This is a genomic window from Lysinibacillus zambalensis (genome assembly GCF_040183165.1).
In the GTDB taxonomy this organism is placed as follows: domain Bacteria; phylum Bacillota; class Bacilli; order Bacillales_A; family Planococcaceae; genus Lysinibacillus; species Lysinibacillus zambalensis.
This window is the reverse complement of record NZ_JBEGDG010000007.1, coordinates 93,877-115,468: the sequence shown is the minus strand read 5'-3', so window position 1 is coordinate 115,468 and position 21,592 is coordinate 93,877. Positions and strand designations below refer to the sequence as shown.

The 21,592-nt window shown below is 30.5% G+C and carries 26 protein-coding genes and 1 pseudogene; 1 reads left to right on the top strand and 26 read right to left on the bottom strand.

What is annotated here, in order from left to right; all coding sequences use genetic code 11:
* Window positions 1-118: 118 nt before the first annotated feature.
* The 7 genes from ABNX05_RS11615 to ABNX05_RS11585 form a co-directional block, all read right to left on the bottom strand.
* Window positions 119-1,759 (bottom strand): zinc-ribbon domain-containing protein, encoded by a 1,641-nt coding sequence (locus ABNX05_RS11615; RefSeq protein WP_349659897.1) that lies wholly within the window; start codon window positions 1,757-1,759, stop codon window positions 119-121.
* Between the two features lie 404 nt (window positions 1,760-2,163).
* Complete coding sequence (locus tag ABNX05_RS11610; RefSeq protein ID WP_349659896.1) at window positions 2,164-2,844, bottom strand: hypothetical protein; 681 nt, start codon at window positions 2,842-2,844, stop codon at window positions 2,164-2,166.
* 169 nt (window positions 2,845-3,013) lie between these two features.
* Window positions 3,014-3,367: a hypothetical protein gene (locus tag ABNX05_RS11605; protein WP_349659895.1), complete on the bottom strand. Its 354-nt coding sequence runs from the start codon at window positions 3,365-3,367 to the stop codon at window positions 3,014-3,016.
* A gap of 7 nt (window positions 3,368-3,374) precedes the next feature.
* Window positions 3,375-3,572, bottom strand: coding sequence for a hypothetical protein (locus tag ABNX05_RS11600; RefSeq protein WP_349659894.1), 198 nt, complete (start codon window positions 3,570-3,572; stop codon window positions 3,375-3,377).
* Between the two features lie 273 nt (window positions 3,573-3,845).
* Window positions 3,846-4,373 (bottom strand): hypothetical protein, encoded by a 528-nt coding sequence (locus ABNX05_RS11595; protein WP_349659893.1) that lies wholly within the window; start codon window positions 4,371-4,373, stop codon window positions 3,846-3,848.
* 102 nt (window positions 4,374-4,475) lie between these two features.
* On the bottom strand, window positions 4,476-5,165 hold the full coding sequence (locus tag ABNX05_RS11590; protein WP_349659892.1) for a hypothetical protein: 690 nt from the start codon (window positions 5,163-5,165) through the stop codon (window positions 4,476-4,478).
* A gap of 131 nt (window positions 5,166-5,296) precedes the next feature.
* Window positions 5,297-5,509 carry a helix-turn-helix domain-containing protein gene (locus ABNX05_RS11585; protein ID WP_349659891.1) on the bottom strand — a complete coding sequence of 71 codons (213 nt, stop codon included), beginning with the start codon at window positions 5,507-5,509 and terminating at the stop codon, window positions 5,297-5,299.
* 172 nt (window positions 5,510-5,681) lie between these two features.
* On the opposite strand from ABNX05_RS11585, the gene ABNX05_RS11580 reads away from it, so the two are divergent.
* The gene (locus tag ABNX05_RS11580) at window positions 5,682-6,122 is read left to right on the top strand and encodes a hypothetical protein (protein WP_349659890.1); all 441 of its coding nucleotides are present in this window, start codon (window positions 5,682-5,684) and stop codon (window positions 6,120-6,122) included.
* Window positions 6,123-6,220: 98 nt separating this feature from the next.
* Here the strand turns inward: ABNX05_RS11580 and ABNX05_RS11575 are convergent, their stop codons facing one another.
* The 19 genes and pseudogenes from ABNX05_RS11575 to ABNX05_RS11485 all read right to left on the bottom strand — a co-directional run bounded on the left by ABNX05_RS11575 (window position 6,221) and on the right by ABNX05_RS11485 (window position 21,535).
* Window positions 6,221-6,520, bottom strand: a complete 300-nt coding sequence (locus tag ABNX05_RS11575; RefSeq protein WP_349659889.1) for a Rha family transcriptional regulator — start codon at window positions 6,518-6,520, stop codon at window positions 6,221-6,223.
* A gap of 189 nt (window positions 6,521-6,709) precedes the next feature.
* Window positions 6,710-7,738, bottom strand: a complete 1,029-nt coding sequence (locus ABNX05_RS11570; protein ID WP_349659888.1) for a tyrosine-type recombinase/integrase — start codon at window positions 7,736-7,738, stop codon at window positions 6,710-6,712.
* Between the two features lie 46 nt (window positions 7,739-7,784).
* A complete protein-coding gene (locus ABNX05_RS11565) occupies window positions 7,785-8,291 on the bottom strand; it encodes a hypothetical protein (RefSeq protein ID WP_349659887.1) in 507 nt (168 codons plus the stop codon).
* Between the two features lie 2 nt (window positions 8,292-8,293).
* Window positions 8,294-8,551 (bottom strand): annotated as a pseudogene (locus ABNX05_RS26550) (hypothetical protein); the annotation flags it as partial.
* A gap of 44 nt (window positions 8,552-8,595) precedes the next feature.
* A complete protein-coding gene (locus ABNX05_RS11555) occupies window positions 8,596-8,760 on the bottom strand; it encodes a hypothetical protein (RefSeq protein ID WP_349659885.1) in 165 nt (54 codons plus the stop codon).
* An 80-nt stretch (window positions 8,761-8,840) separates the two neighbouring features.
* Window positions 8,841-9,812, bottom strand: a complete 972-nt coding sequence (locus ABNX05_RS11550) for a YomU family phage tail tube protein (RefSeq protein ID WP_349659884.1) — start codon at window positions 9,810-9,812, stop codon at window positions 8,841-8,843.
* Window positions 9,813-9,848: 36 nt separating this feature from the next.
* Window positions 9,849-10,607 carry a hypothetical protein gene (locus tag ABNX05_RS11545; protein WP_349659883.1) on the bottom strand — a complete coding sequence of 253 codons (759 nt, stop codon included), beginning with the start codon at window positions 10,605-10,607 and terminating at the stop codon, window positions 9,849-9,851.
* Window positions 10,604-11,149 carry a hypothetical protein gene (locus ABNX05_RS11540; protein ID WP_349659882.1) on the bottom strand — a complete coding sequence of 182 codons (546 nt, stop codon included), beginning with the start codon at window positions 11,147-11,149 and terminating at the stop codon, window positions 10,604-10,606. The genes ABNX05_RS11545 and ABNX05_RS11540 overlap by 4 nt, the downstream gene beginning before the upstream one ends.
* A complete protein-coding gene (locus tag ABNX05_RS11535) occupies window positions 11,146-11,808 on the bottom strand; it encodes a hypothetical protein (protein WP_349659881.1) in 663 nt (220 codons plus the stop codon). The genes ABNX05_RS11540 and ABNX05_RS11535 overlap by 4 nt, the downstream gene beginning before the upstream one ends.
* Window positions 11,809-11,834: 26 nt before the next feature.
* Window positions 11,835-12,131 (bottom strand): hypothetical protein, encoded by a 297-nt coding sequence (locus tag ABNX05_RS11530; protein WP_349659880.1) that lies wholly within the window; start codon window positions 12,129-12,131, stop codon window positions 11,835-11,837.
* 1 nt (window position 12,132) lies between these two features.
* Window positions 12,133-12,558: a hypothetical protein gene (locus ABNX05_RS11525; protein ID WP_349659879.1), complete on the bottom strand. Its 426-nt coding sequence runs from the start codon at window positions 12,556-12,558 to the stop codon at window positions 12,133-12,135.
* Window positions 12,559-12,573: 15 nt separating this feature from the next.
* Window positions 12,574-13,005, bottom strand: a complete 432-nt coding sequence (locus ABNX05_RS11520; RefSeq protein ID WP_349659878.1) for a hypothetical protein — start codon at window positions 13,003-13,005, stop codon at window positions 12,574-12,576.
* Between the two features lie 83 nt (window positions 13,006-13,088).
* Window positions 13,089-14,069 carry a hypothetical protein gene (locus ABNX05_RS11515; protein WP_349659877.1) on the bottom strand — a complete coding sequence of 327 codons (981 nt, stop codon included), beginning with the start codon at window positions 14,067-14,069 and terminating at the stop codon, window positions 13,089-13,091.
* 39 nt (window positions 14,070-14,108) lie between these two features.
* Window positions 14,109-14,543 carry a hypothetical protein gene (locus tag ABNX05_RS11510; RefSeq protein WP_349659876.1) on the bottom strand — a complete coding sequence of 145 codons (435 nt, stop codon included), beginning with the start codon at window positions 14,541-14,543 and terminating at the stop codon, window positions 14,109-14,111.
* Window positions 14,544-14,596: 53 nt separating this feature from the next.
* Entirely contained in the window at window positions 14,597-16,045 is a 1,449-nt protein-coding gene (locus ABNX05_RS11505; RefSeq protein WP_349659875.1) for a DUF8531 domain-containing protein, read from the bottom strand.
* 190 nt (window positions 16,046-16,235) lie between these two features.
* Window positions 16,236-17,744, bottom strand: a complete 1,509-nt coding sequence (locus ABNX05_RS11500; RefSeq protein WP_349659874.1) for a hypothetical protein — start codon at window positions 17,742-17,744, stop codon at window positions 16,236-16,238.
* 32 nt (window positions 17,745-17,776) lie between these two features.
* The gene (locus tag ABNX05_RS11495; RefSeq protein ID WP_349659873.1) at window positions 17,777-19,606 is read right to left on the bottom strand and encodes a terminase large subunit domain-containing protein; all 1,830 of its coding nucleotides are present in this window, start codon (window positions 19,604-19,606) and stop codon (window positions 17,777-17,779) included.
* A gap of 2 nt (window positions 19,607-19,608) precedes the next feature.
* Window positions 19,609-20,499, bottom strand: coding sequence for a hypothetical protein (locus ABNX05_RS11490; RefSeq protein WP_349659872.1), 891 nt, complete (start codon window positions 20,497-20,499; stop codon window positions 19,609-19,611).
* A 49-nt stretch (window positions 20,500-20,548) separates the two neighbouring features.
* Window positions 20,549-21,535, bottom strand: coding sequence for a hypothetical protein (locus tag ABNX05_RS11485; protein WP_349659871.1), 987 nt, complete (start codon window positions 21,533-21,535; stop codon window positions 20,549-20,551).
* Window positions 21,536-21,592: the final 57 nt, after the last annotated feature.

The following is a 21,592-nucleotide window of genomic DNA, read 5'->3' as shown; positions in this document are numbered from 1 at the left end:
TTTCCTAGTACTTTAACTTCCTATATGTCAGGAACGGTCTAGACTATACAATATTCTTATCTTAATCACATTCCACTGTTTAATAAGATAATAAGAAAAGAGTAGGGGAGAACCCTACTCATGTCAATTTGTGATATTCATTTAAATACATCCATCTATATCCTGCTGAAGTATTTTTATGTCCTTTACATACTCCCGCAATTCCTGATTGATTTGCTTTACCAAGTGATCTAGATGCTTCTATCATAGAATCCCATTCTCTTATGAAGTTGCCGTCCTTGGTTAATTGTACTATTTTCTTAGTTATATCTTTATTTTCATAAAATTCATACGAATTATTGTCTTGTAGATATAAGTCATAATCATCCTTATAAATAAATCTACTTCCTTTATCGTTGCTTCTTTCATTTTTTAATACTTTATTTACATTTTTAAAATACTTTCTGACATCTGCTACAGAATCCCATTCTTTCACAAATTCTAAGTTCATTGTTAACTGTACTACTTTCTTTCTTGTATCTAAAGGACTGTATTCAATTTTCCCTGTTTTAGACCAGTATTTAATCCAAACCATAACTGTAGCATAGTCAACATTTAAATCTTTAGCCATAATCTTGAAATCTCTGCGACCATTTAAATACATATTTAATAATTCTACCTTATTAGACTTGCACGATTTTTCATTTATATAATCCCATTCTAATTCTTTTAAATTGAATACTTCAGATAGTTTAGATTTAATAATACTTTCTTTTATAAAGCCAATTTCACTTTTTCTAGCATCTATGACTATGTAATTGTCAATTCCATTAGACATAGCTAATGCTTCTTTTATTTTATCATTTTCTCTTTCGAAATTTGAACTTCTAGAAGAAAATGCTTTAAACCCATCATAGTAATGTTGTGATCCGTGAACCTCTATTATAAATGATTCATTATTATGATTAAATACAAAATCATACCTCTTTTTGTCACTAAATTCAGTGGATATATCATTATCATAATTAACATTTAATAATCTCAACATATTACTTACTACTTTTTCAGGGAAACTAACTCCATCACTACATTCACCACATGATAGCCCATCTATAGATACAGTTTTAATCTGCTTATTTCTTATTATATTATCACAATCAGGACATTTCCAATCTAATCTTTTATCACTGTATTGAGTATACTTATATCCATTTTCTTTATTTAATAGTAATGAACACACTTCTTGGTTTGTATTCGCAAGACAATTAACTTCAGTGACATATTTTCCAGTACAAATAGAACATCCAGAACCTCTAATTTTTGAGTCTATACGTTGTGGATAGCTACCTTTACATTCTTCGCAATACCACCAAACCTTCTTGCCTGTTCCACATGGTACTTTATCTGGAGTTAAATCTCCATTCTTAGTATGATGCCATTGTTTTGCTATATCAGGTCTTAGTGACTCCAATGAATTTGAGGAATTAACTCTTTGACCTGCACAATACGAACACTTTGCATTTCTCATAGTTCTTTCGTTAATAGCAGAGTCATAATCACTTTTACATTTCGGACAAATCCACCAAGCTTTTTTACTCATACCCTTAGTCATGTTGTATATATTTAAACCTAACTTAATATTCTTTTCAAAATCCCATTCATTGAACAACTCAGGTTTAACTTTCAACATTGCATTATCTTTTAACTCACTTACTCTATATACATCTAATTCTTCGCCAGTTTGAATATTTATGTATTTATTCACTTTAATCTCTCGCATTTATAATTACCTCCTACAGTAATTTTATTTTTCCTAATTATAATAAATAGGGAAGTAAAGTTAGGATGCTTTACTTGTCAATATGGCTCATGACTTCCTTATCTATCCCTATAGTTAAATATTAACATATTAAATAATTTTAAACAACTTAATTTCATTTTATTTATGTATTTATTTATCTTATTAAACAGTGGAATGTGATTTTATTTTTTTTGATAAGAACTGCCTTGGTAGTCGTTGAGAGCTTACCATATGTATAGTACACTTAGGTCTGTCTCTGCTGATTGTCCAATCCTTTAAATTTTCAGATGCTTATATAGTTTCCAATATAAACTACTATTAAAGACTGTAAGGAGTTTCCAGCATATTCGGCATTTGCTATATAACGTCACCGTTATATGGGGCTAGTATAAGTCAACCCTTTGTAAACTAATTAAAGCAGAATCTAATTCTATTACTCTTGAAGTTAAATCCTGAATACCTCGAATAGGGGTATAAAATGCCTGAGCAGCCAATATCCAAATCGGAAATTTCGTGAAAGCTGTCCGAAACGCATCTCCTAAAGCTGAGGTTGATCGACTTGCCTCCGAAGCATTCCTACTAACTGTATTCAAACTTGTTCCAGTATTATTTATTGCATGTTGTAAATTAGTAAAATGCGATGCAGATTGTTTAGTGCTAGAGTTTATTGCTTGTAACTGCGAAATGGAGTTACTAAGTGAAGTTGTTGCTACATTGCCTACATTAGAACTAATTCCACTTGAACTAGACGCTCTCATTTTAGCATTTAATTCATTCAACTTAGACACTACTTTGTCTATCTGGTTCTCTAGCTCTTTCATACCTTTAACGGCATTATTTGGATCAATATTTACATTTAACTCATTTTGTTTTTTACTAATGATTTTAGAGATATCATTTAATTCTTTTTCTAAATTACCTTTATTGATGCCCATTGTTATGAGTAATGGATTTTTGTCATAATATTTTTTTAAAGAACTTACATATTGATTAACATTTTGTTGGGAAGTACTGCTGTTTACGTCAAGTGACATCAATAATGTAATGGGATTATTTGTAGCCATTTTCGTCCTCCTTTGTAAATTTGCAAAATAGAAAGAAGAAGGTAAGCGAAATAATCACTCAACTTCTTCTTTCTATTTTTATGTATTTAGTTATTTTGGCGAACAATAAACCCTTCCATAGAATATAGAAGGGTAGAGTTATGTATATAAGTTTTCTTAGTTGTAAATGCTATGGTCGTTTTAAACTTTTCTCATACTCTTTTTGCAATCTCGGATAAAATTCATTAACCTTTAAAACCACTTTGTCATAATCACTTTGTTCAAGTATACCTATTAACTCTGCTTCTCCATCTAACATCATAGGTGACAATCTATCACATTGAACATAAGATATATGATCTAAGTTAGCCTCTTGCCAATGTGTGATTTCCACTCTATTTTGAGGTCTTGGAGTAGAAGTAATTTTCAATGCAAGAAATTCATTAGGCGTGGTAGTTAAAATGAAAATAAGGACAGGGCGAACTTTCCCACCATGTCCTTCTTCATAACTATGGTTCAGTCTGTATATTTCTCTTGCTTTCATAGATCAATTAGTCCTCCATCCAAAAATCATAGTCAGGATGAGAAGGATTAATTTTCATAACCCCATTCTTAACAATTATAGTTTCTTTACTTGCTACAATTTCCTTAATACAATCATTGTCAAATTCATATTTTTTAGCATCTTTGTCTTTTGCTTCATATTTATCTTCGACTGCTGGCATATCTTCATCCTCCTTTTTATTCATCCTCTATCACCTCCCAATATATAATAGCGATATCTCTATTATATATGAGAGTTTGATAGAGTTTAGTTAGGAAAATTATAGCATATCTTAGCTTATTTTCAAGAATGTTTAACTTTTCCTTCGACAATCTCCAGTATTATTTATCTATATAATGTGAGGGGGGGGGGAGAGTTAAATATTAACATATACAAAACAGAGTAACAATAATATAGTTATGTATTTTTGTAAATAATAAAGCGCAGTTAAACAGGTTAGTTGTATAATCATCACCTATTAATTAGGTAATTGATTTATTGCTTTTTCCTTGAGTACATCGCTATTAACATTTGATTCAATAATTTCTTTTTGTTTATCCAATTCTTTTTTATACATATTGGCAATTTCATTGGTCTTTTTAAGTTGATCAAATACTTTAGTCACTTCTTCAAAACTAAATATTTCATCAAAGAATAATTCAAAATCACCACTATCATATAAACCTTTTAAATATGCAATATTATCTTCAACTGACCATTTAGATAGGGTGTCGAATAGAGAAGTGAAGTACTTGATGATAAGATAACCAGTATACTGTTCCATATCTGCATCATCTTTAAGATAATCGATATTATTAGTTTTACAGTATTGAATAGTTCCCATTAATTCTACAATAAGACTGTCTTTTTTAGATTTGCTAAACTTAGGGAAGTAAGTAATACTATGTCCTTTTTCTTCGTCGAAATGATATACCTCTTTACGATTGGCGTTTTTAGCTCTTTGAGTAAAGAATGACGCATCTACTGTAGTAATTTTATTTGACATTTTATTATTCTCCTTTATTATATATTATGTATTTATTAATATAAAACTTAAAATTAAACCCACTGTTAGGTGGGTAGGGTGGTGAAGACTTGAATTAATGATTTAAAAACTCATTTGTCTTTTTAAAAGTTTTTTCATTTTATCAAGTAGTTCATTTGCCGTTTTATATAATTCCAATTGTTCACTAGAATTGCGTTTAAGCCCAATATTACTGTTGTATAAAAAGACTTCTGATGATGGTCTTATGATATCTTTTGTAATGGCTTGGATTCTAACTTTGTATATGACTTTTTTGTTATCAATTCCGCCATTACCAAATCCACCACGAACAGATTTACCTATCGAGTCTTTATTAGAAGAGTTAATAATGACATTATCATTTTCAATTATGTTTATTTTTGTAACGCTATCTAACGGGAAGGCATCAATCATGTATCGATTATTTAAAATTTCTATCCCTGTAGATAAATCTGCTCTAGTCATTAAGTACAGAGTATTCCGTTCTTTTGAAAAACCAACAACTCCACTTAAATCATTTGAAACAAAGATATCATCTAATTGATACTTAAATTTTATCTCATCTTCTAATTTCTTTACTAAATGAGGCTTGTTTTGATTAAACCTAAAAAATAAACCAATCGATACTCCACTAAATAAGAGTCCTACTATCAGCATAGATACTCCTACAAAGTCATCTAGTAAACCGTCAATTAAAAAGGGGATAAATATTAAACATATACTCAACACAAAAAGCATACCAGTCAATGTTAATTTTAAATTTTTATCACTCATAAAAAGTCTCCCTCTTTATGAATAATAAACATACAGGTAATACTTTAAATTTCATAATTACGCCTCCTGAAATACAAAATTGTATACAAATAGGATAGCATAATTATGAAATTTATGATATATGTAGCAATTTATTCATTTTTAAAGTCAACAAGTTCTCTAATATCATCGATCTCCAAGACTTCTGCAATGCGAGCTAAATGAATTCTATTCATAGCAGTTTTACTATTGGTGCTGATTTCGCTAATAGTAGCTCTTCTTATCCCTGTCATTTCTGATAACTGTTCTTGTGTTAAATTTTTATCCTTCAAAACTTTTTTAAGTTTTACTTCGATTATCTTCATAGAACTTCATTCTCCAATCATATTGCTTTTATAGTATTATACCGTTTTTACGGAAAAACGTACAGAAAAACGTTGACTTTAATTTTTACTGTATGCTAAATTGTAAATGTACTCAAATACGTACAAACGTACAAAACTAAATAAATTTCACAAAAGAAGAGGAGAATGAGAAATGAACACATTAATCACATCGATCAAACTTATTGCAAAAGGTAATATTCCATCACAAGTTGAGCTAATGGGTGAGCCAATTTACGAGAATGGTAAAATTAAAACGTTTGAAGTAATTTACCAAGAGTACAATTATGACGAAGATAACATTCTAGATTTCAGCATTGAAAATTTCAACATATCCATAGATCATCTACCAGAAGCTACATACAAATTCACCAATTACTTTACATTCAATGTTATGGAGGAGGGGATAGCTGAATTTGATTTATGCGTATCGATTGAAGATGTACACTATAATCTACTTAGTGATATCGATACCATAATTACACCAGATAATATTGCGATTCAAAACTTTATATTTAAAGATGAATGTTTCTTCTTTAAATTGGACATGCAGGTTGTTGATATTGTCGAAGCAACAGTAATTGATATTTATTAATAATATGGAAGGTGAGAGTGGTTTTCTCACCTTTTGTTATGTATTTTGTTTTATTAATTATGTGTAAGTATTATGCTATTTCTTTTTGTTCGTCTTGTTCAATCATTGGAAGAATATCCAGTCATTTTATTAGCTACCATATTGCAGCCTTTTTTAGTTATAAGGTAGCATGGTAATGCTCGTCCAGTGCTATCCGTATAGGTGTGTGTAATAAAGAAATCACTCACCACAAAATTGTTGTCAGTAAGAACCTGAGCAAAACCTTTAGTTTTACCATCTTTAGTGCCATCTAGCATTCTTAAAATTTCCCAATGTTGCTTACCAATCATTTCAGCTACATCTCGACTATCTGTTACTAACTGTCCTTCATGATTCATCACTTTTAATTCTTTTACCATTGAATCTCTCCTTTAATTATGTATTTTATTAATCAGTAGATGGAATGTAAAATTCTTATCTACAACTCAATATTAACAGGAGAGTAAAGTTAATACAAGATATTTTATGTATTTTATTAAATAAAATTCTGATATTATCTAAATAACTCAAGTAACCCCCTAATAACAGTAGGGGAGTAGTTCAATCATTTATGTATTAGTTTCATCTAATTTCTTTTTAGCTTTTTCTTCTTTCAATTTTGCGATCTTTTTTCGAACATCAGCTTTAGATGCAGGTTTAATGTATGATTGACGAGTAGTTTCTACTGATTTGTGATTTCCCATTTCGGCTGCTAATGCTAAGTCTCCAGTGGTTTCATAAATTTGATTTAATGCAGTTTTACGAATGCTATGTGATCGGAAATCGTCTATTCCGATGATTTCACCAAAGCGTTTAATTCTCCATTGGATTGTTTCTTTTACCATTTGTCTATATTCACCATTAAACTTAGTAATGAATAACGCATCAACTTCAGAGTTATCCATTTCTTTTCGCATCTCTAGCCATTCTTCAATTAGTTGCTTAGTATCTTCTTCAAATATTACTTCAACTTTGTAACCACGTTTTTCACGAATATCCTCAAATAACATACCTTCTAAATCCAGAGCTGATAAAGTTAACTTCGAAATAGCTCCAACACGGTTACATGACTGAATCATAATGTTCCAAATCAATCTATCTTGGATATCGTATTTTTTATCTTCTAATAAACCCTTAGATATCATGTCAATTTCATCTTGAGTAAGATAGTGAGACGTGATGATACTTTCTTCATTAGCACCTTTCATTCGTTCCAATTTATTTGCGAATGGGTGTTTATCAATGAATTGTCTTTTTTCAGACCAATTGTAAAAGCTAGAAATAACACTTAATTTAGTATTAATTACTTTTTTATTGTTACCTAGAGTTTCTTGACAGAAGCTAATGAATCCTTCCATAATATCTACTGCATCATCTAAGAAATCATTGTCATACAAATTAATATTGTCACACTCTTCCATAAGGTAAACTAAGAACTGATTGAAATAGTTTTGATAAACCTTATATGTTGTATCCTTAACATCTCTGTTTTTCTGAATATTACTCTTTAAATATTTTTCATACAACTTAAAATTATCAGGATTCACTTTCTTTAACTTGTCTTTAGTGAAATACCTAACTTTTGTAATTTTACTCATCCGTCATTCTCCTTTCATAAGAATGAAATAAAAAAAGACTTAAAGTTTATCTAACTTCAAATCCAAGTTTTTTGTATGCACTTTTTATTGCATTGATAAGTGGTAGAGGATTAGCTTGAATGCGCTCAATTGTAGTTTGTACAAAAGGTCTAGCCTCACTCCACTTACCTGAACGATACCAATTTTCATCTATACCATCCTCAATGGTATCTGTGATAAACTGACCTCTTAATGAATCATAATCATGTTCATAAATAGGGGAGAAGTGTCCTTGTCCTAAAGTCAAGTTTTCAAATAGAACTCTAACTTTACCACCATCAACTTCAACCTTAGTAATCTTCATATTACGAACGTCAGATAAACCGCCATCATTTCCTCTACGTAAATATTCAACTGGTATATATCGACGATAAACTACATCTTGTACAGCTTTAGACATTTCTTTAGCTAGAACGCTTTCAATACCTTTATCTTTGAATACAGTATTGATTATGTCTCCACGTTCCAAATAGCGTTTCAACTGATTTAAATCTTTAACTTGTACTTTCGCCATAATTATTTTCCTAACGTATTTAAAACTTTCAAATCGGTATCTTTAGATTCTTTTTCTAATTCACTTACAATATTTGTACCTAGTTTAATAATATCGTTAAATCTATCGAGTACATCGTGTACTTCAGCAGGATCAAACATATGGTCTAAGAAAATACGATATAGTCCAGTTTCTTCTAACGATTCTTTTGCTTCAAAATGAGTATCAAAAGGCTTACTATCTAACTCTTCCTTTAAAGAAGTAAAATGTTTGATGATAAGGAATTGTAAGTATTATAAAACATGGTCATCATCTTTTAATTTATCTAATTTGTTTTCTTGGCAATATGTAATTGTAATAAATAATTCTTCTCAGAGAACTTTGGATAATAGTAAATAAATTCATCATTTTCTTTATCTAGATAAAATTTTTGTTTCTTATGTAATTCCTTGATTCGCTTTTTAACTTCTGCTATTTTTAATTGACCCATATTTAAATTCTCCTTTTCTCCTCAAATAATAAAAAGAGAGTAGGGGAATTAACCCTACTCATTAATATGTATTTATTTAATTATGCTACTACAACTTCAATTGTATCTTTATTAGTTCCATCTGAAACTTTAACGTTTGTTTCTCCAACTGCCTTAGCTGTAATAACTCCGTTAACAAATGTAGCTACAGCTTCATCATCTGTTGTGAATGTAAGTGTAGAATTATCCATTACAATATTGCTATATTCTCCGCCTCGGATGCCGTAAACAGTAACAGTTTCAGTTTCTCCTACAGCAAGAGTAGTTTCGCCAATATTAGCTGCCAACATTGAAATTGCTACTTTTGTGTTACCAACTGGTTTCCACGTAATATAAGCATAGTTGTTATCGTCATCAGCTAAAGTTTTTCCGTTTAAAGTAAATTGAGAAACTCCATCATGAGTTAAGTTCATTGACAAAGCACCATCTAATTTGTATCGAGGAGCAATAATTTGTTGCTCAAATACTTTGTCACCATCAGCACTGAAGATATCAGAAGTAAGTACTAGTTTGTATGCTTTTGGGAATGAATTGGCAGGAATAGTTAATTTATCAACTAATACATTGTATTGATATACTACCTTTGCTGTTTTATTTGCTAAAGAAGGCACATTGATTACAGAATCAGTAGCAGTAATTGTATTATGATTAGAAGCCATCTCTACGTATACTCCACCAATTGGTTTATCAGATAGCGTACCTTTACCAGAAGCATCGAAAGTAACTGTTTCTTCAGTGTAATATTTCGACATCTCATGTTTAATTTTTGAACCAGTTTGTAAAGCTAAATATGTAGGTGAGAAGTCAGCAGCCTCAATTTGGAATGATAATACTTTTTGGTAGTTATAAGTGAATTGTAATTGCGATCCACGACCTGCAAATACTTCTTGTTCTTGCATTGTTTGTTCCATTGTTGAGCTTAATAGTGCTGTACCTTTCACCACTAATGCATCTGATTGTGGATCAATTAATAATGCATCTGCTACTGATAAAGCAAATAGTTTTTCTGTCATTATAAAATTCCTTCTTTCTTTTATGTATATTGTTATTTAAATACTTACTAAACCATTTTTTGAAGAAATCTGGTCAAGTTGCTCTTTAGACAGTACTAAATCATCATCTGGATTCTTAGTTTCAATCTGGTCTAACCAATGTGGTATTACTGTACCTTCTTTAAATGAAACCATTCCTGAATATTGAGCATTTTGAAGAATATCAGCAGATTTAATTAAATCGTATCGTTCTAATTCTTTTCTAAATTGGTAAATTGTCATTTTCTTAATATCATCATAAGAAGACTTTGAAACACATTTATAAGCAATTATTTGTTGCTCCAAATCAGCCATCTTCTTATTTTTTTTATTCATAAAAGCTCTAGCTTCACTTTTAGCTTTATCAAAATCTGTACCTAAGCTTTCATCAGAAACATCAATTAAATTCTGTTCACCAATAATCGCCTTAATTTTCTCGAAGTCTCTTTCTCTAATTACAATTTCATCATCAATTACAATCGAATACTTATTTTTGTCATCAACATCAAATCTGATATTTTCGCTTCTACTAATTATTTTTATAAGAGTTATTAACTTATCGAAGAAGTGTCTATTGCTCTCATCTGAACTAACGAAAAATAAGAAAGCTAAATAAGACATCTTAATAATCGTTGGCTCTTGAATTGTATTCTTAGGAAGTAATAGACATTGTACCGCATCATATAATTGTTCGATATTCTCCATTTGAACAGGGTATACTGGAATATTGCGGTGATATTTAGGATTTCCCCATACATTATCTAAATCTATTTTCATTTTTGTACTCTCTTAGATGATTCTTGAAGTGAAGTAGTAGTATAAGCAAGTTTATATCCTATGAAGCCTTTAGGTGTATTATTGATAGGGGAGCTAAATGCTAAAATAAAATCGCCAACGTCTGTAATAGAGTTGAGAAGCAGTAGTTCATCTAACCTGTCACAAATCCAAGTCATCCGAAAATCAACTATATCAATATCTACATGTACATATACATCGAAGTTGTATATTTGGTCAGACGCATATGGATTATCCTGCAATCTTCTTGTAGCATTATTGTAACCTGTTTGAGGTTTACGAGAACCTGTATAAAAGCAAATTCGAGACATTTTGGAATCTAAAACTAAATCGTATGTTTTATCTGATGGCATTAATACTTTAGAAATAATTTTATGTTTATCTTTTAAACTAGTGATATCAGTTTTTGATTTATCTAATGGGTCATCTAATGCATCTTTTGGAACATAATGAAGTAGTCTAAGTAATTCTTCATCCTTTGATAAATCAATAAATAATTTCTCTAACGATTCTTTTAGCTTCATTCATAGACCTCCTCACTAGAATTCTTTCTTCCTTCACGTTCGCCAGTAATTCTTAAAACACCAATTTTATTTATTGAACTAGATTCATCAATTCTAATAATGCGGTATGTTTCATTGTATAAATCAAATTGTTCGTTTAATCCAATAGAAGGCGCTTCGGTATAGGGGATAACAACCATCACCTGATTAGCTAATAGATTGACTGGTTCATTTACGTCTGCGATTGCCGTAGAAGCATCATTCATTTTTGGGACACATGGTAATCTTGTTACTTCTCCTGGTATAGTCTTATAAATAGGTCTGTCAAGCTTGTCATAACCTAGAAACTTTTGTTCATCTGCATATTTTACTGGAAATTCAGCACTACAAAGTTCGCCTAAAAATTGAGGAGTTATTTCATTTGTATCTTTACCAGTCAGTAAATAAGTAAGTTCTCCTTGAGTAGCATAATGTCCCATATCTACTTTTGTATCAGGTATGAAAATAAATTTACGTTTTTTATATGTATCTTTATCTTTAGTGATGCAATAATGAGTTACAGACTTATCAAGATTTAAATAAACGTCATATCTATTAGGGGAGTTTAATATTTGCTGTTTAGCAATAATTTTAGATTTATTGTGATAAGCATCTCTTGAATTATCTCCATCAATATTCAATCGTTGTATATACTTAGCTCTGTAATTCAAGTACTATCACCAACTTTAAACATCTTATTTATTAAACTAATACAACGAAAAACTTCTCCTCTAATTATTTTTATGTCTGGTTCTGGAGAAAAGCTGTCATCGTAAAAATGTTCTAGAATACTTAGAAGAGTAATGATGGTTTTAGAATCTTCCACTAAATACTGCAACCCATATAATTCATAACTAAATGATTCAATATAACGAGAAAGTCCTTCATTTTTCTCTTCAAATAAACAAAGCGTTTCATAGAATCTATCTCTTAGATATTTAATATATTCAACTGATATGTTCATACTAAACACCTTGCCTATAATAATATTCAATCATTAATAAGTTAGCTTCATCTTTTACATCTTTACGTAATTCTCTCAATTGTTTAAGTTGATTGGGAGGTGAGTGTAGGTTATAATCTTTTGAACCGATTTTATTATACACGTAGTCTTCACTATTAATTTTCGGAGAAAGGTGTTCGGCAATCATTAGAGTTGCCAATATTTCTTTTTCCATATCAGACAAACAAATATTGAATTGAGATAAAACTTCATCTCTTTTAGATAGATTTTTAGTACAATAAGTGAACTTAGGAATAGCAGATCTCAAATAACCTGACAGTATTTCATCTGCAAAAACTGGATTTATTTCTAATTGATTTTTTATGAAATAGTCATTTATTTTATCCAAGAATGAACCAAAAATTTCCGAATAAGATGTAGATGTCATTAGGAAGCACCTACTTTAAACAATTTCTTGATCAAGCTCTTCGAAAATTTCAACATTAAATACTTCTTTTACTACTTTTAATTTAGACTGAGGTAAATCAGATGTTTTTGCATAGCTTACAATTTTTTCAATTGCATGTTTAGCATCGATTTTTTCTAGTTCCTCTTTGATCTTCTTTGGTGTACCCTTAAATAATGCTTCAATCTCATCATCTGAAATAGCATTAGAACTTTTTTCCATGTATCCCATCTTGATCATTAATTCATTATCATCTACTGTAATTACTCCATTGCGGAATAATTTACTCACTGAATCAGTATAGAGAATATCATCTTCTTCCATTAAAACAAAAGATTTACCTCTAATAGTGATTTCTCTATTTGCTTCATTTTCAAAGCGAATACCTACATTGAAAGGGTTATCGTTTAAAACTTTATATTTAGCCATTAAAATATATCCTCCTTGTAAATCTTACGAAAAATAAAAGAAGAGAGGAAAATAAATTCCTCTCAGTTATGTACTATATAATTTTATAGCGTTGTATCTTCATATACTCCAAGTAACTTACGAACCCCAACAGCACCTACACCGACATATTGATCGAAACGGAATTCTACCTCTTTAGAGTTGATATTTACAGGTGCATCCGTAGTTTGAACTCCACCTTCGAAATGAACCTTAACTGGGCGTAATGAAGCATCTCCAGAAGGAATTACATAAATTAAATCTTTACGTAATTCTGTTTCTGTTAAAGAATTTGGAACAAATGGGTTATTTAACTTCATTAGTTTACCGCCTAAATAAGAACCAATCATACCATTTTGGTTATGTTCTACCGCTAAAGCATCAGGAACGTTACTGTTGAAACCTGCAATTGCAGTGAATTTACTTAATGCTTCGACGTCACCTACAATAGAAGCAGAACCTCCAACACGATTCATCGCATGTAAGATAGGGTCAAATGTACCTTTAACAATACCAGAACCAGGAGCATAGTTAGGTGTTGTCATTGCTGAAAATGCAGCATAAATCGAATCTTGGATACGTTTTACAATAGCCATTTCCATTTCAATTACTGCTTGTTCAGCAATTTTGATTAAATCTACTTTACCAGTAGCTAAATCATAGAAATTGACAACTGGGCGCACAGAAACTTCTTCAGTATCAAGAGATACGAATTTGCTTGAAACTTTAGAGCGTTCAGTAGATGCTGATTTAGCTTGGAACATTGCTTTAAGTCCATTTACATTAACTTTAAATTGTGCTTTTTCTCCAAGTCCTGTATTTTTAACATCTGCCAATGCTTCAAAATAGTTTAAACGTTGACGTAAACCTTCATCAATCACATAAGACATGATTTGTGCAATTTCATAACGATTATCTGGACTAGGATTTGAAGCTAGTTCTTTGATGTATTCATTCGCATTCTTTAATTCTTTTACCTCAACTTGTGCTTTTAATAAATCTTTTGAAAATACCTCTACAATACGAGAATCTTTGCTAATAGTCATAATTATTTATTCCTCCGATTATTTATGTATTATTTAATATTAAAGTACTAATAAGCGAAGTGTTTCTTCGCCATACTCATTTGTTTTCTCTTTTACTACTAATTTAGTAATAGGAGTACGAGAACCGATAGCTTCTACATTACCACCTGCACCTACCGCAACTTCGTCACCTTCAGCTAAAGTACCGTTAAATTTAGTTGCTACAAGAATTTCACCTACTTGAGGTTTCTTTAGGCGAAGGTATTCACCTTCTTTAACTTTGTAATCAACAGTGTCGATAGATTGCTCATCAACTGTGTCAACTTCATTAACAACAAAATAAACCTCTTTATCGCCTGTAGTAGCGTCTGCTAATGTACCTGTTTTTACCTTGTGATCTAAGACTACCCATTGACCATTCTCTACTCCGTTTTTAACTGCACTTTTGTAAGTACCAATATATAAATCATTTCCTAAAGCTACAAAACCTGCCATTATGTAATTCCTCCATTTAAATTAGTTTTTATGTATTAATATTTTAAAAATATTTATGAGCGAGGGGAAGCCCAGAACTCACGTTTATCTTTTACGATTAAATCATCTTGTTTACTTGCAACTACAATAACGTCGTCATTTTGTTTAGATGCAACTTCGACTTCATTTTTTTGTTTAGTTACTTCATTTACGACAATTTCATTTAGTTTCTCTGAATTTAATTCTTGAATAGCATTTTGAACATCGTCTGATTTGAAAGTTTCTTCCGAAAGTAATTTAGAATACTTATTACTTAATTCTGTAATCTCAGTTTCCTTTTCAGCTATTTCAACTTTTTCTTTATACTGAACTAGTTCTTCAACAGTAGACTTAAGTTCAGCAATTTCATTTCTTAATTCAGATTCAGTTCCTGCTTGAGTTACAATAGTATCGTTAAGTTCTTTGATTTTATCTTTAAAATCAGATGCCTCTTTAGTTTCATCATTTTGTAATGATGCTAACTCTTCCTTAACCTGAGTTAACTCATCTTGAACATCGCTTAATTCTTTTTCTTTTTCAGACAAAAGATTTGTTAATTCTACAGTGTTATCAGGAATAAAGCCTAGTTTTCCTTGTTCCCATTGATCTGATGGAGAAATAATTACCTCATCGTTTTCAATTGAATAAGGAATTTTGAATAACACTTCGTAATCATCCCAATCTTCAACAATAACATGGTCATTGAAAATTGTATGAATATAATAGTTATATTGACGACCATTTGTTTTAGCGTTAATTGGATTTAGTTTATTATAAATTTGATTTGAAATTTCACTATATTTAAGTGAAGCAGTTTCAAATTTTCCTTTATACTGAATTTTATGACCTTTGTTAAATACCTCTTTTTCTGCCACAGTGACATCTCCTTTTTCTTCATTTTCAATACTCAAATCTTTTTCATATGCTTCTGCAACTAATAGTGTGGCTTTTGCTCTAGATTCAGCAGGGTTAGAAACAATAGCAGAACCTATAAAGGCATTGCTTCCATCTGCATGGTCAATAATACGAATGCCATCCTCAGTAATTTCTTTGTATTCCTTTATCATCACTTCACAAGATGACTCTAGATCTCCATTCTCATATAATTCAAGAATTGCACTGCAAGTATTCGGATATCTCTTCCAAATCTTAACGCTGCCCATTAATACTGTTGCATCATCAATAGTTTCAGTCCAGAAATCAACAAATGATCCGATAGAGTCTGTCATCAACTTACCATTTACTAATTCATGAGTTAAATTGTCATACTCAGCATTTTCTAACTTTTCCTTATTAACTTGTAAAGGTAGACCTATATATGTAACTTTATTGGAAACAATATATTCAATAAACTCATCAGTAAATTGTGCATCATTATAGTTAGCAACATTTGATAAAATACCAATGTTTAAAAGCATATAAATATCATTTGATTCATTTAGTTCAAGCGAAATTGGTTTTATACTTAAAATTTCTTTCAACATTTCACCTCCTTTAACGGTATAAATTAGCATTATGTATTTTTGTTATTACATTCTTCACATTTACAGTTTTCTTTATGTTTGACATTTCTAACTCCCAACTCTAAAACTACAGATTGTAATTTAGAAGCAATTTCTGTTTTAGAGTTAACTCTAAAAGTAGGAGAGTAGCCTTTCATATAGTTCACCTCATTTAACTTGTAGATGGCTTTGGATTATTGTTGCTACCGTTTGATTTGCTTTTTATTGTATTTTCGTTTGTAGGTTCATCTACTGTAGGTGCGCCACCTTTATTATCATTGTTTCCACTTTGAGTATAAGCATTAGAGGCAGGGTAGATGATGCTTTCTGTTTTCAATACTTTGCGTTCATATTCTGCTTGTCCGATAACATTTTCATATGGAAGACCAGTAAGCGACTCAATCCAGAACTTAGAAATTCCAGTTTGCATATATAAGTCTTTGTATTTATCGACATATTTATCTTTATCTAGCATTGTTGATTTGGCGAAGACGAATTCGCAAGAAACTGATTTAGGTAATATCTGTTTTAAATATCTGTTAATTAATACTTCAAACTTTTCCAATAAAGTGAATATATATCTAAAAAACTTCTGACTATTTAATTGTGCAGAACTGAAGTTATTTCCTCCGCCACCCCAAAGAACGGCAGGGCTTATGCCTAAGTTTGAATAAATATCTTTTTCAATTTTGTCATACAGTTCTTTTTTGAATAATTCAGTGTTAACCTCTAAAGTATCTAGTTTAAAGAAGTGTGGAAGGGCAATTGTACCAGTTCCAGAACTTTCTTTCCCTGTATTGAAACTCATACCATTCTTTTTATTAAATAATTTACTTACCTCATTAAAATAAGCTGTAATTACTTCTTTGGGAACAGGTTTTGTTCCTTCTTTATCTAAATGCCCTGCTGATAAGATAACAATTGTTTTTAATAATCGATCTGCTACAGAACGTTCAACTCTATCGATGATTTCCTTTTGTAAAATAGATGACCATGCACCAATGGTTAATGGTAATCCATATGGCATATTTCTATTACCATCAATGTTAATAACGTCAGCGTCTTTTAATTCTATGTATCTGTAATCTTCACCTTTATTAATAAAAAGGTTGTATTTTGCCAATGTTAATTCATCTGGTAACGACTCAATAACAGCTAACTTGTCATTTACAGTTTTGTGCTGCTTTATAGAATTTAAGTCATACTCAACTACCCAACGTCCATTTCTTTGTTTATTAATTCTTAAATCATCTAAATCTAAAAATTGAATGTATCTTTTATTTCTTAAACAGGTAACAATCGTACCCATTTCCCCAACCTCAAAAAGACCATCTCTTATGAATGTTTTTATATCGATTTCTTTGAGAAAGTCATTTACTTTTCTCTCGTAATTTTTAAGCTTTTTTTCATCATCTACTGTTGACCACGAAATAATGTAGTCGAGTGAGGGGAGGGACTTTAGAGAGCGTAATACTTCTTTGATTATTCCATGTTTATTTGTTAGATATTTAGATGCTTTTTGAATATCTTTAATATTTGAATATGGGTTCTGTAAGTATTTATATAGATCTGTCAGTGCTATATCACGTAAAGAACTACCTGATCCATATTGAGTTATAAAATCAGTTAAACCTGCAACCTCAATCCATTCATTAAAATCCTGAAAATTTTCTTCTGACACCTTATTTCTCCTTTCTTTATGTATTTAATAAATTAAAAACCTGATTGCATAAAGTAAAGGTAGTCATCAATAGAAGAGTCATGATTAACTAGCTCTCTTTCTTTCAAAGTAATAAAATAATTACCATACGCTAAACTTGTATATCTATCCTTGCGCTTACCGTTTTGCTCTTTTAATTTGACGAATTTGTCATGTGGAATTCTTTCGAGTAATACCATTTCAGATTCTAATAATTGAGTTTGCATATAAGGTAACATTAAATCAGCTTGATCTTCTGGACTTAGTTTGTTGAACCATACTTCATCATTAAAATGTTCACGAACATCGTTTTTTGATAGTAAGAATTCTATTCTTCTATTTATAATCTTATCTTTCAAATCTAATGCTATTTCGCTGTTCCATTCCTCCGTTGCTGAAACAGTGTAAACTTTTTCATCGTATTCATCTTCTGTATGATATAGTGCTAATTTAGGGTCTGATTTCTCATTCATTGAATAAGAAGCTCCGTACTCTATTTTTCTTTCAGTATCATAGAGTTTGCGACATAAATATGAATACACACTCATACCATTACCTTGTCTATCTAATACTATATAATCGCAATCAAAATCATCAAATAATCGTCTTATTTTTAATGCTTGTGTTTCTGGATGCATACCTTGATATGACTCGATATTTAAAACACTACGTTTATACTTAGTTCCATTCTTACTCTTCTTAGCAGAAATTAATGTGAATACAGATGAGTCATTCACATCTCCGCCCAATAATGCGATATCACAACTTAAAATTCTAATTTCATTTTCAGATTTTTTATTAGTGGTAAATTTTTTGTTTTGGATAATTTCAACATGCTCTTTTTTGTAAATAGGGAAGAGAGCTGTTTTAATATTTTGGATTTCTTCAGTTTTAAAGTAAGCTTTTTCACTCTCACCAAAGAATAGTGTGTCCATTTCCATTGTCCAACCGACTTCATCTATGTCATCTTCGGCTAACTCATCCATTAACTGTTCCTTGTTAGTTAAATTCTCTTTGATTGCAATTTGATAGGGGAATCCGCACACAAAGTACTTCTTACCATTGATCATTGATTTCACAAAAACTTTAAATCTTTCATATGACCAATTGAATTTATAGAATGCCGATGTCAAAAATATCTCTTTATTTCGCTCTAAAAACTCCTGTTTATTCTTGTATTCTTGTTTTTCTAAATATGCAGGTTGTCTAGAAGAAGCTAAGAATCGTCTTAATACGTTTTTATAAATTTCAGGCTTAATCATACGAAACTCATCTAGAATTAATAAATTTGCACGAGCAGATCTAGCACTGTCTGTCGCAGCAACTACTTTAATCCAAGATCCGTTCATAAATTCTACGTTAGGATCATCGGTATTCATGGATGTCCTAATTGAACCTTTTATTTCACGTTTTAGCATTCCTGTTTTAGATTGGTTAATTAGTTCTGGTATTTTTTCAGTAACAATCTTCATTGCTTGACCTTTTTGACCTGCCGCAATTACAATTTTAGTACCAGGCTTCAGAATACAAATAATTACACAAAATATTGCAGTGAGCCATGTTTTACCTAATCCACGACTAGCATAAAAAGCAGTGTAGTTATAGTACATCATGCAATATATTAATATCTTTTGAAATGGTTTCAATGAAATTCCTAAATACTCTTCAGCAAAAATATCTGGGCGAGAATTATAAAAAGATGCCCACGCAGCTACACCTTCCATTAACTTTTCGGATTTAGTTAAATTATCATTACTTTTATTGAAACTTCTTTTTTTATCGAAGACACCAACAGCTTTTGTTTGCTTGTTTCGTTTTACTTGAAAGTTCTTATGTGATGTCATAATTAATCATCCATATATTCTTCATCTTTGTTGATATCTTCAAACTTAACGGTGTATTCAGATAAAGCTTCATCGTATTTTTTAGTAGCTTCGTTATTCAATCCTTGCATTTTAGCTAAGTGCCCAATCATATATGTATCAATATACTCTTTCATTTCATCATCTAGAGGTTTAGGTACTGGTCTTTCATTTTCCCATTTTCTAATTAGTGTTCCGAAAGTGACTTGATCATTTGATTCTGCTCCAGTAGATTGAATAGGTTTCATATTAGCGTCATTCATTAATTTACTTCTAGTTTCGATAAGGTTTGTTATTGTTTTCTGGTTATTACCTTTTTTGTCCTGTCTTAATTGGTTAATTTCTAAGTTAATAAAAGAAATATCTTTCATAATCATTTCCATACCGTAATCAGGACACTCAAAGCTTGCCTCTAATTTCTTCTTATCGTTTTCTAGGAAGCGATACTCATCTTCTTCAAAACCAGTACCCCAAAAATCAGTAATATCTGTAGTTACTTCAAAATCATCTAGTATGTCATAATATCTTTCAGCATGTTCTTTATTCTCTAACTCGTGAATACTGTCTGCCCATGTAAATGAGGTATAGTTTGGTAGAGCTACATTTTTCATATATGTTCTAAAGTAAGAAGACGCTTGTTTACTATTCGTTGCTTCAACAATAGAAGATTCCCATAAATCAAATAAAAACGGTTTATCCATGACTCGTAGTACATCTTTAACTTTAACCATCGAATATGAATCATTGTCTGGTTCTACGTAATCCCAAATGCATTGCTTGCATATATTGGATTTTCCTGTATGCTTATTAAAATGAGAGGTTGATGCATAATAATCTGCTAACCTTTTATCTTTACCACAGCAATTACATCTCATTTTATCCAAACGTAAACACCCTTTCTGCAAAATAAAAAAGAGACACCGTTTACACGACCTCTCTAAATTCGCCATTTATGTAGTTGTTCTTAAATTCTTTAAATTGATCATATGTATTATTCTTATTGCCGTATATTGCATGAAATTTATTATGCAAGCTTTTACAAATAACTAACCCTAAACCATATTTATTATGTAGTTCTAAACAAGTACTAGTTAATTTTGATAAGTCGTCATCACTATAATCATCTAAGTTTTCATGGACTTTAAGATTCAAACAATTCAATGCTTCATGTACAATATTATGAAAATTATAAGGATGGTGAACTACTAAATTTTCTTCTGAATTAGTAAGGAGACATCTATAATTTGTGTTATCTAAACTATCTTTTCTCCATTTACCTAATTTACCTCTAAGGTAATTATAGATATTAGTTACTCCGCCTTGCCAATTATAATAATTTTCTCCACTTATCTTTTCATAGCGACAAGCCTTACATCCACTTTGGAAATTCTTAACTATATTATAAGAAGTGATCTGTATTCCAAGACATTCATGTTTATTACAAATAAATTCTATTGGTTCAGCATAGCGTACATATTCACTTAACATAGTATAATTCAATTTATTAAATGATGATAAAACTTCAGAAGAGTCTGTTCTATTTTTATCAGAAACACTTTCTCTAAAACTGCATAGTTGTGAATTATGATTAACTCCATGAACTAATTTCATATACTCACTTGTCTTTTTTCCTTTACATGAGTTACAAGAATCTTTTTTAATTGTACTATTCTCATTTTGAGATATGTATTTATAATAAGGTTTATGTAATATTTCTCCACAGTAATCGCATTGTACATCTACTTTTATATGCGATCCCTTAGGTATATGTTTAATATCTACAATAATTTTAGTACCTTTACGTACAGTTAAGTCTGTTTTACTTCTTTTTGTGCTTCTTCTCCATCTAGGTATTTCATAGCCTAAATCCTCGTAATAGGGGATGTTTGAGCTATTTAGTACTACTTCCACAAAATCGTTTATTAACATATACATCATTCCTTTATGTATCTTCATTCCTAAAAAATA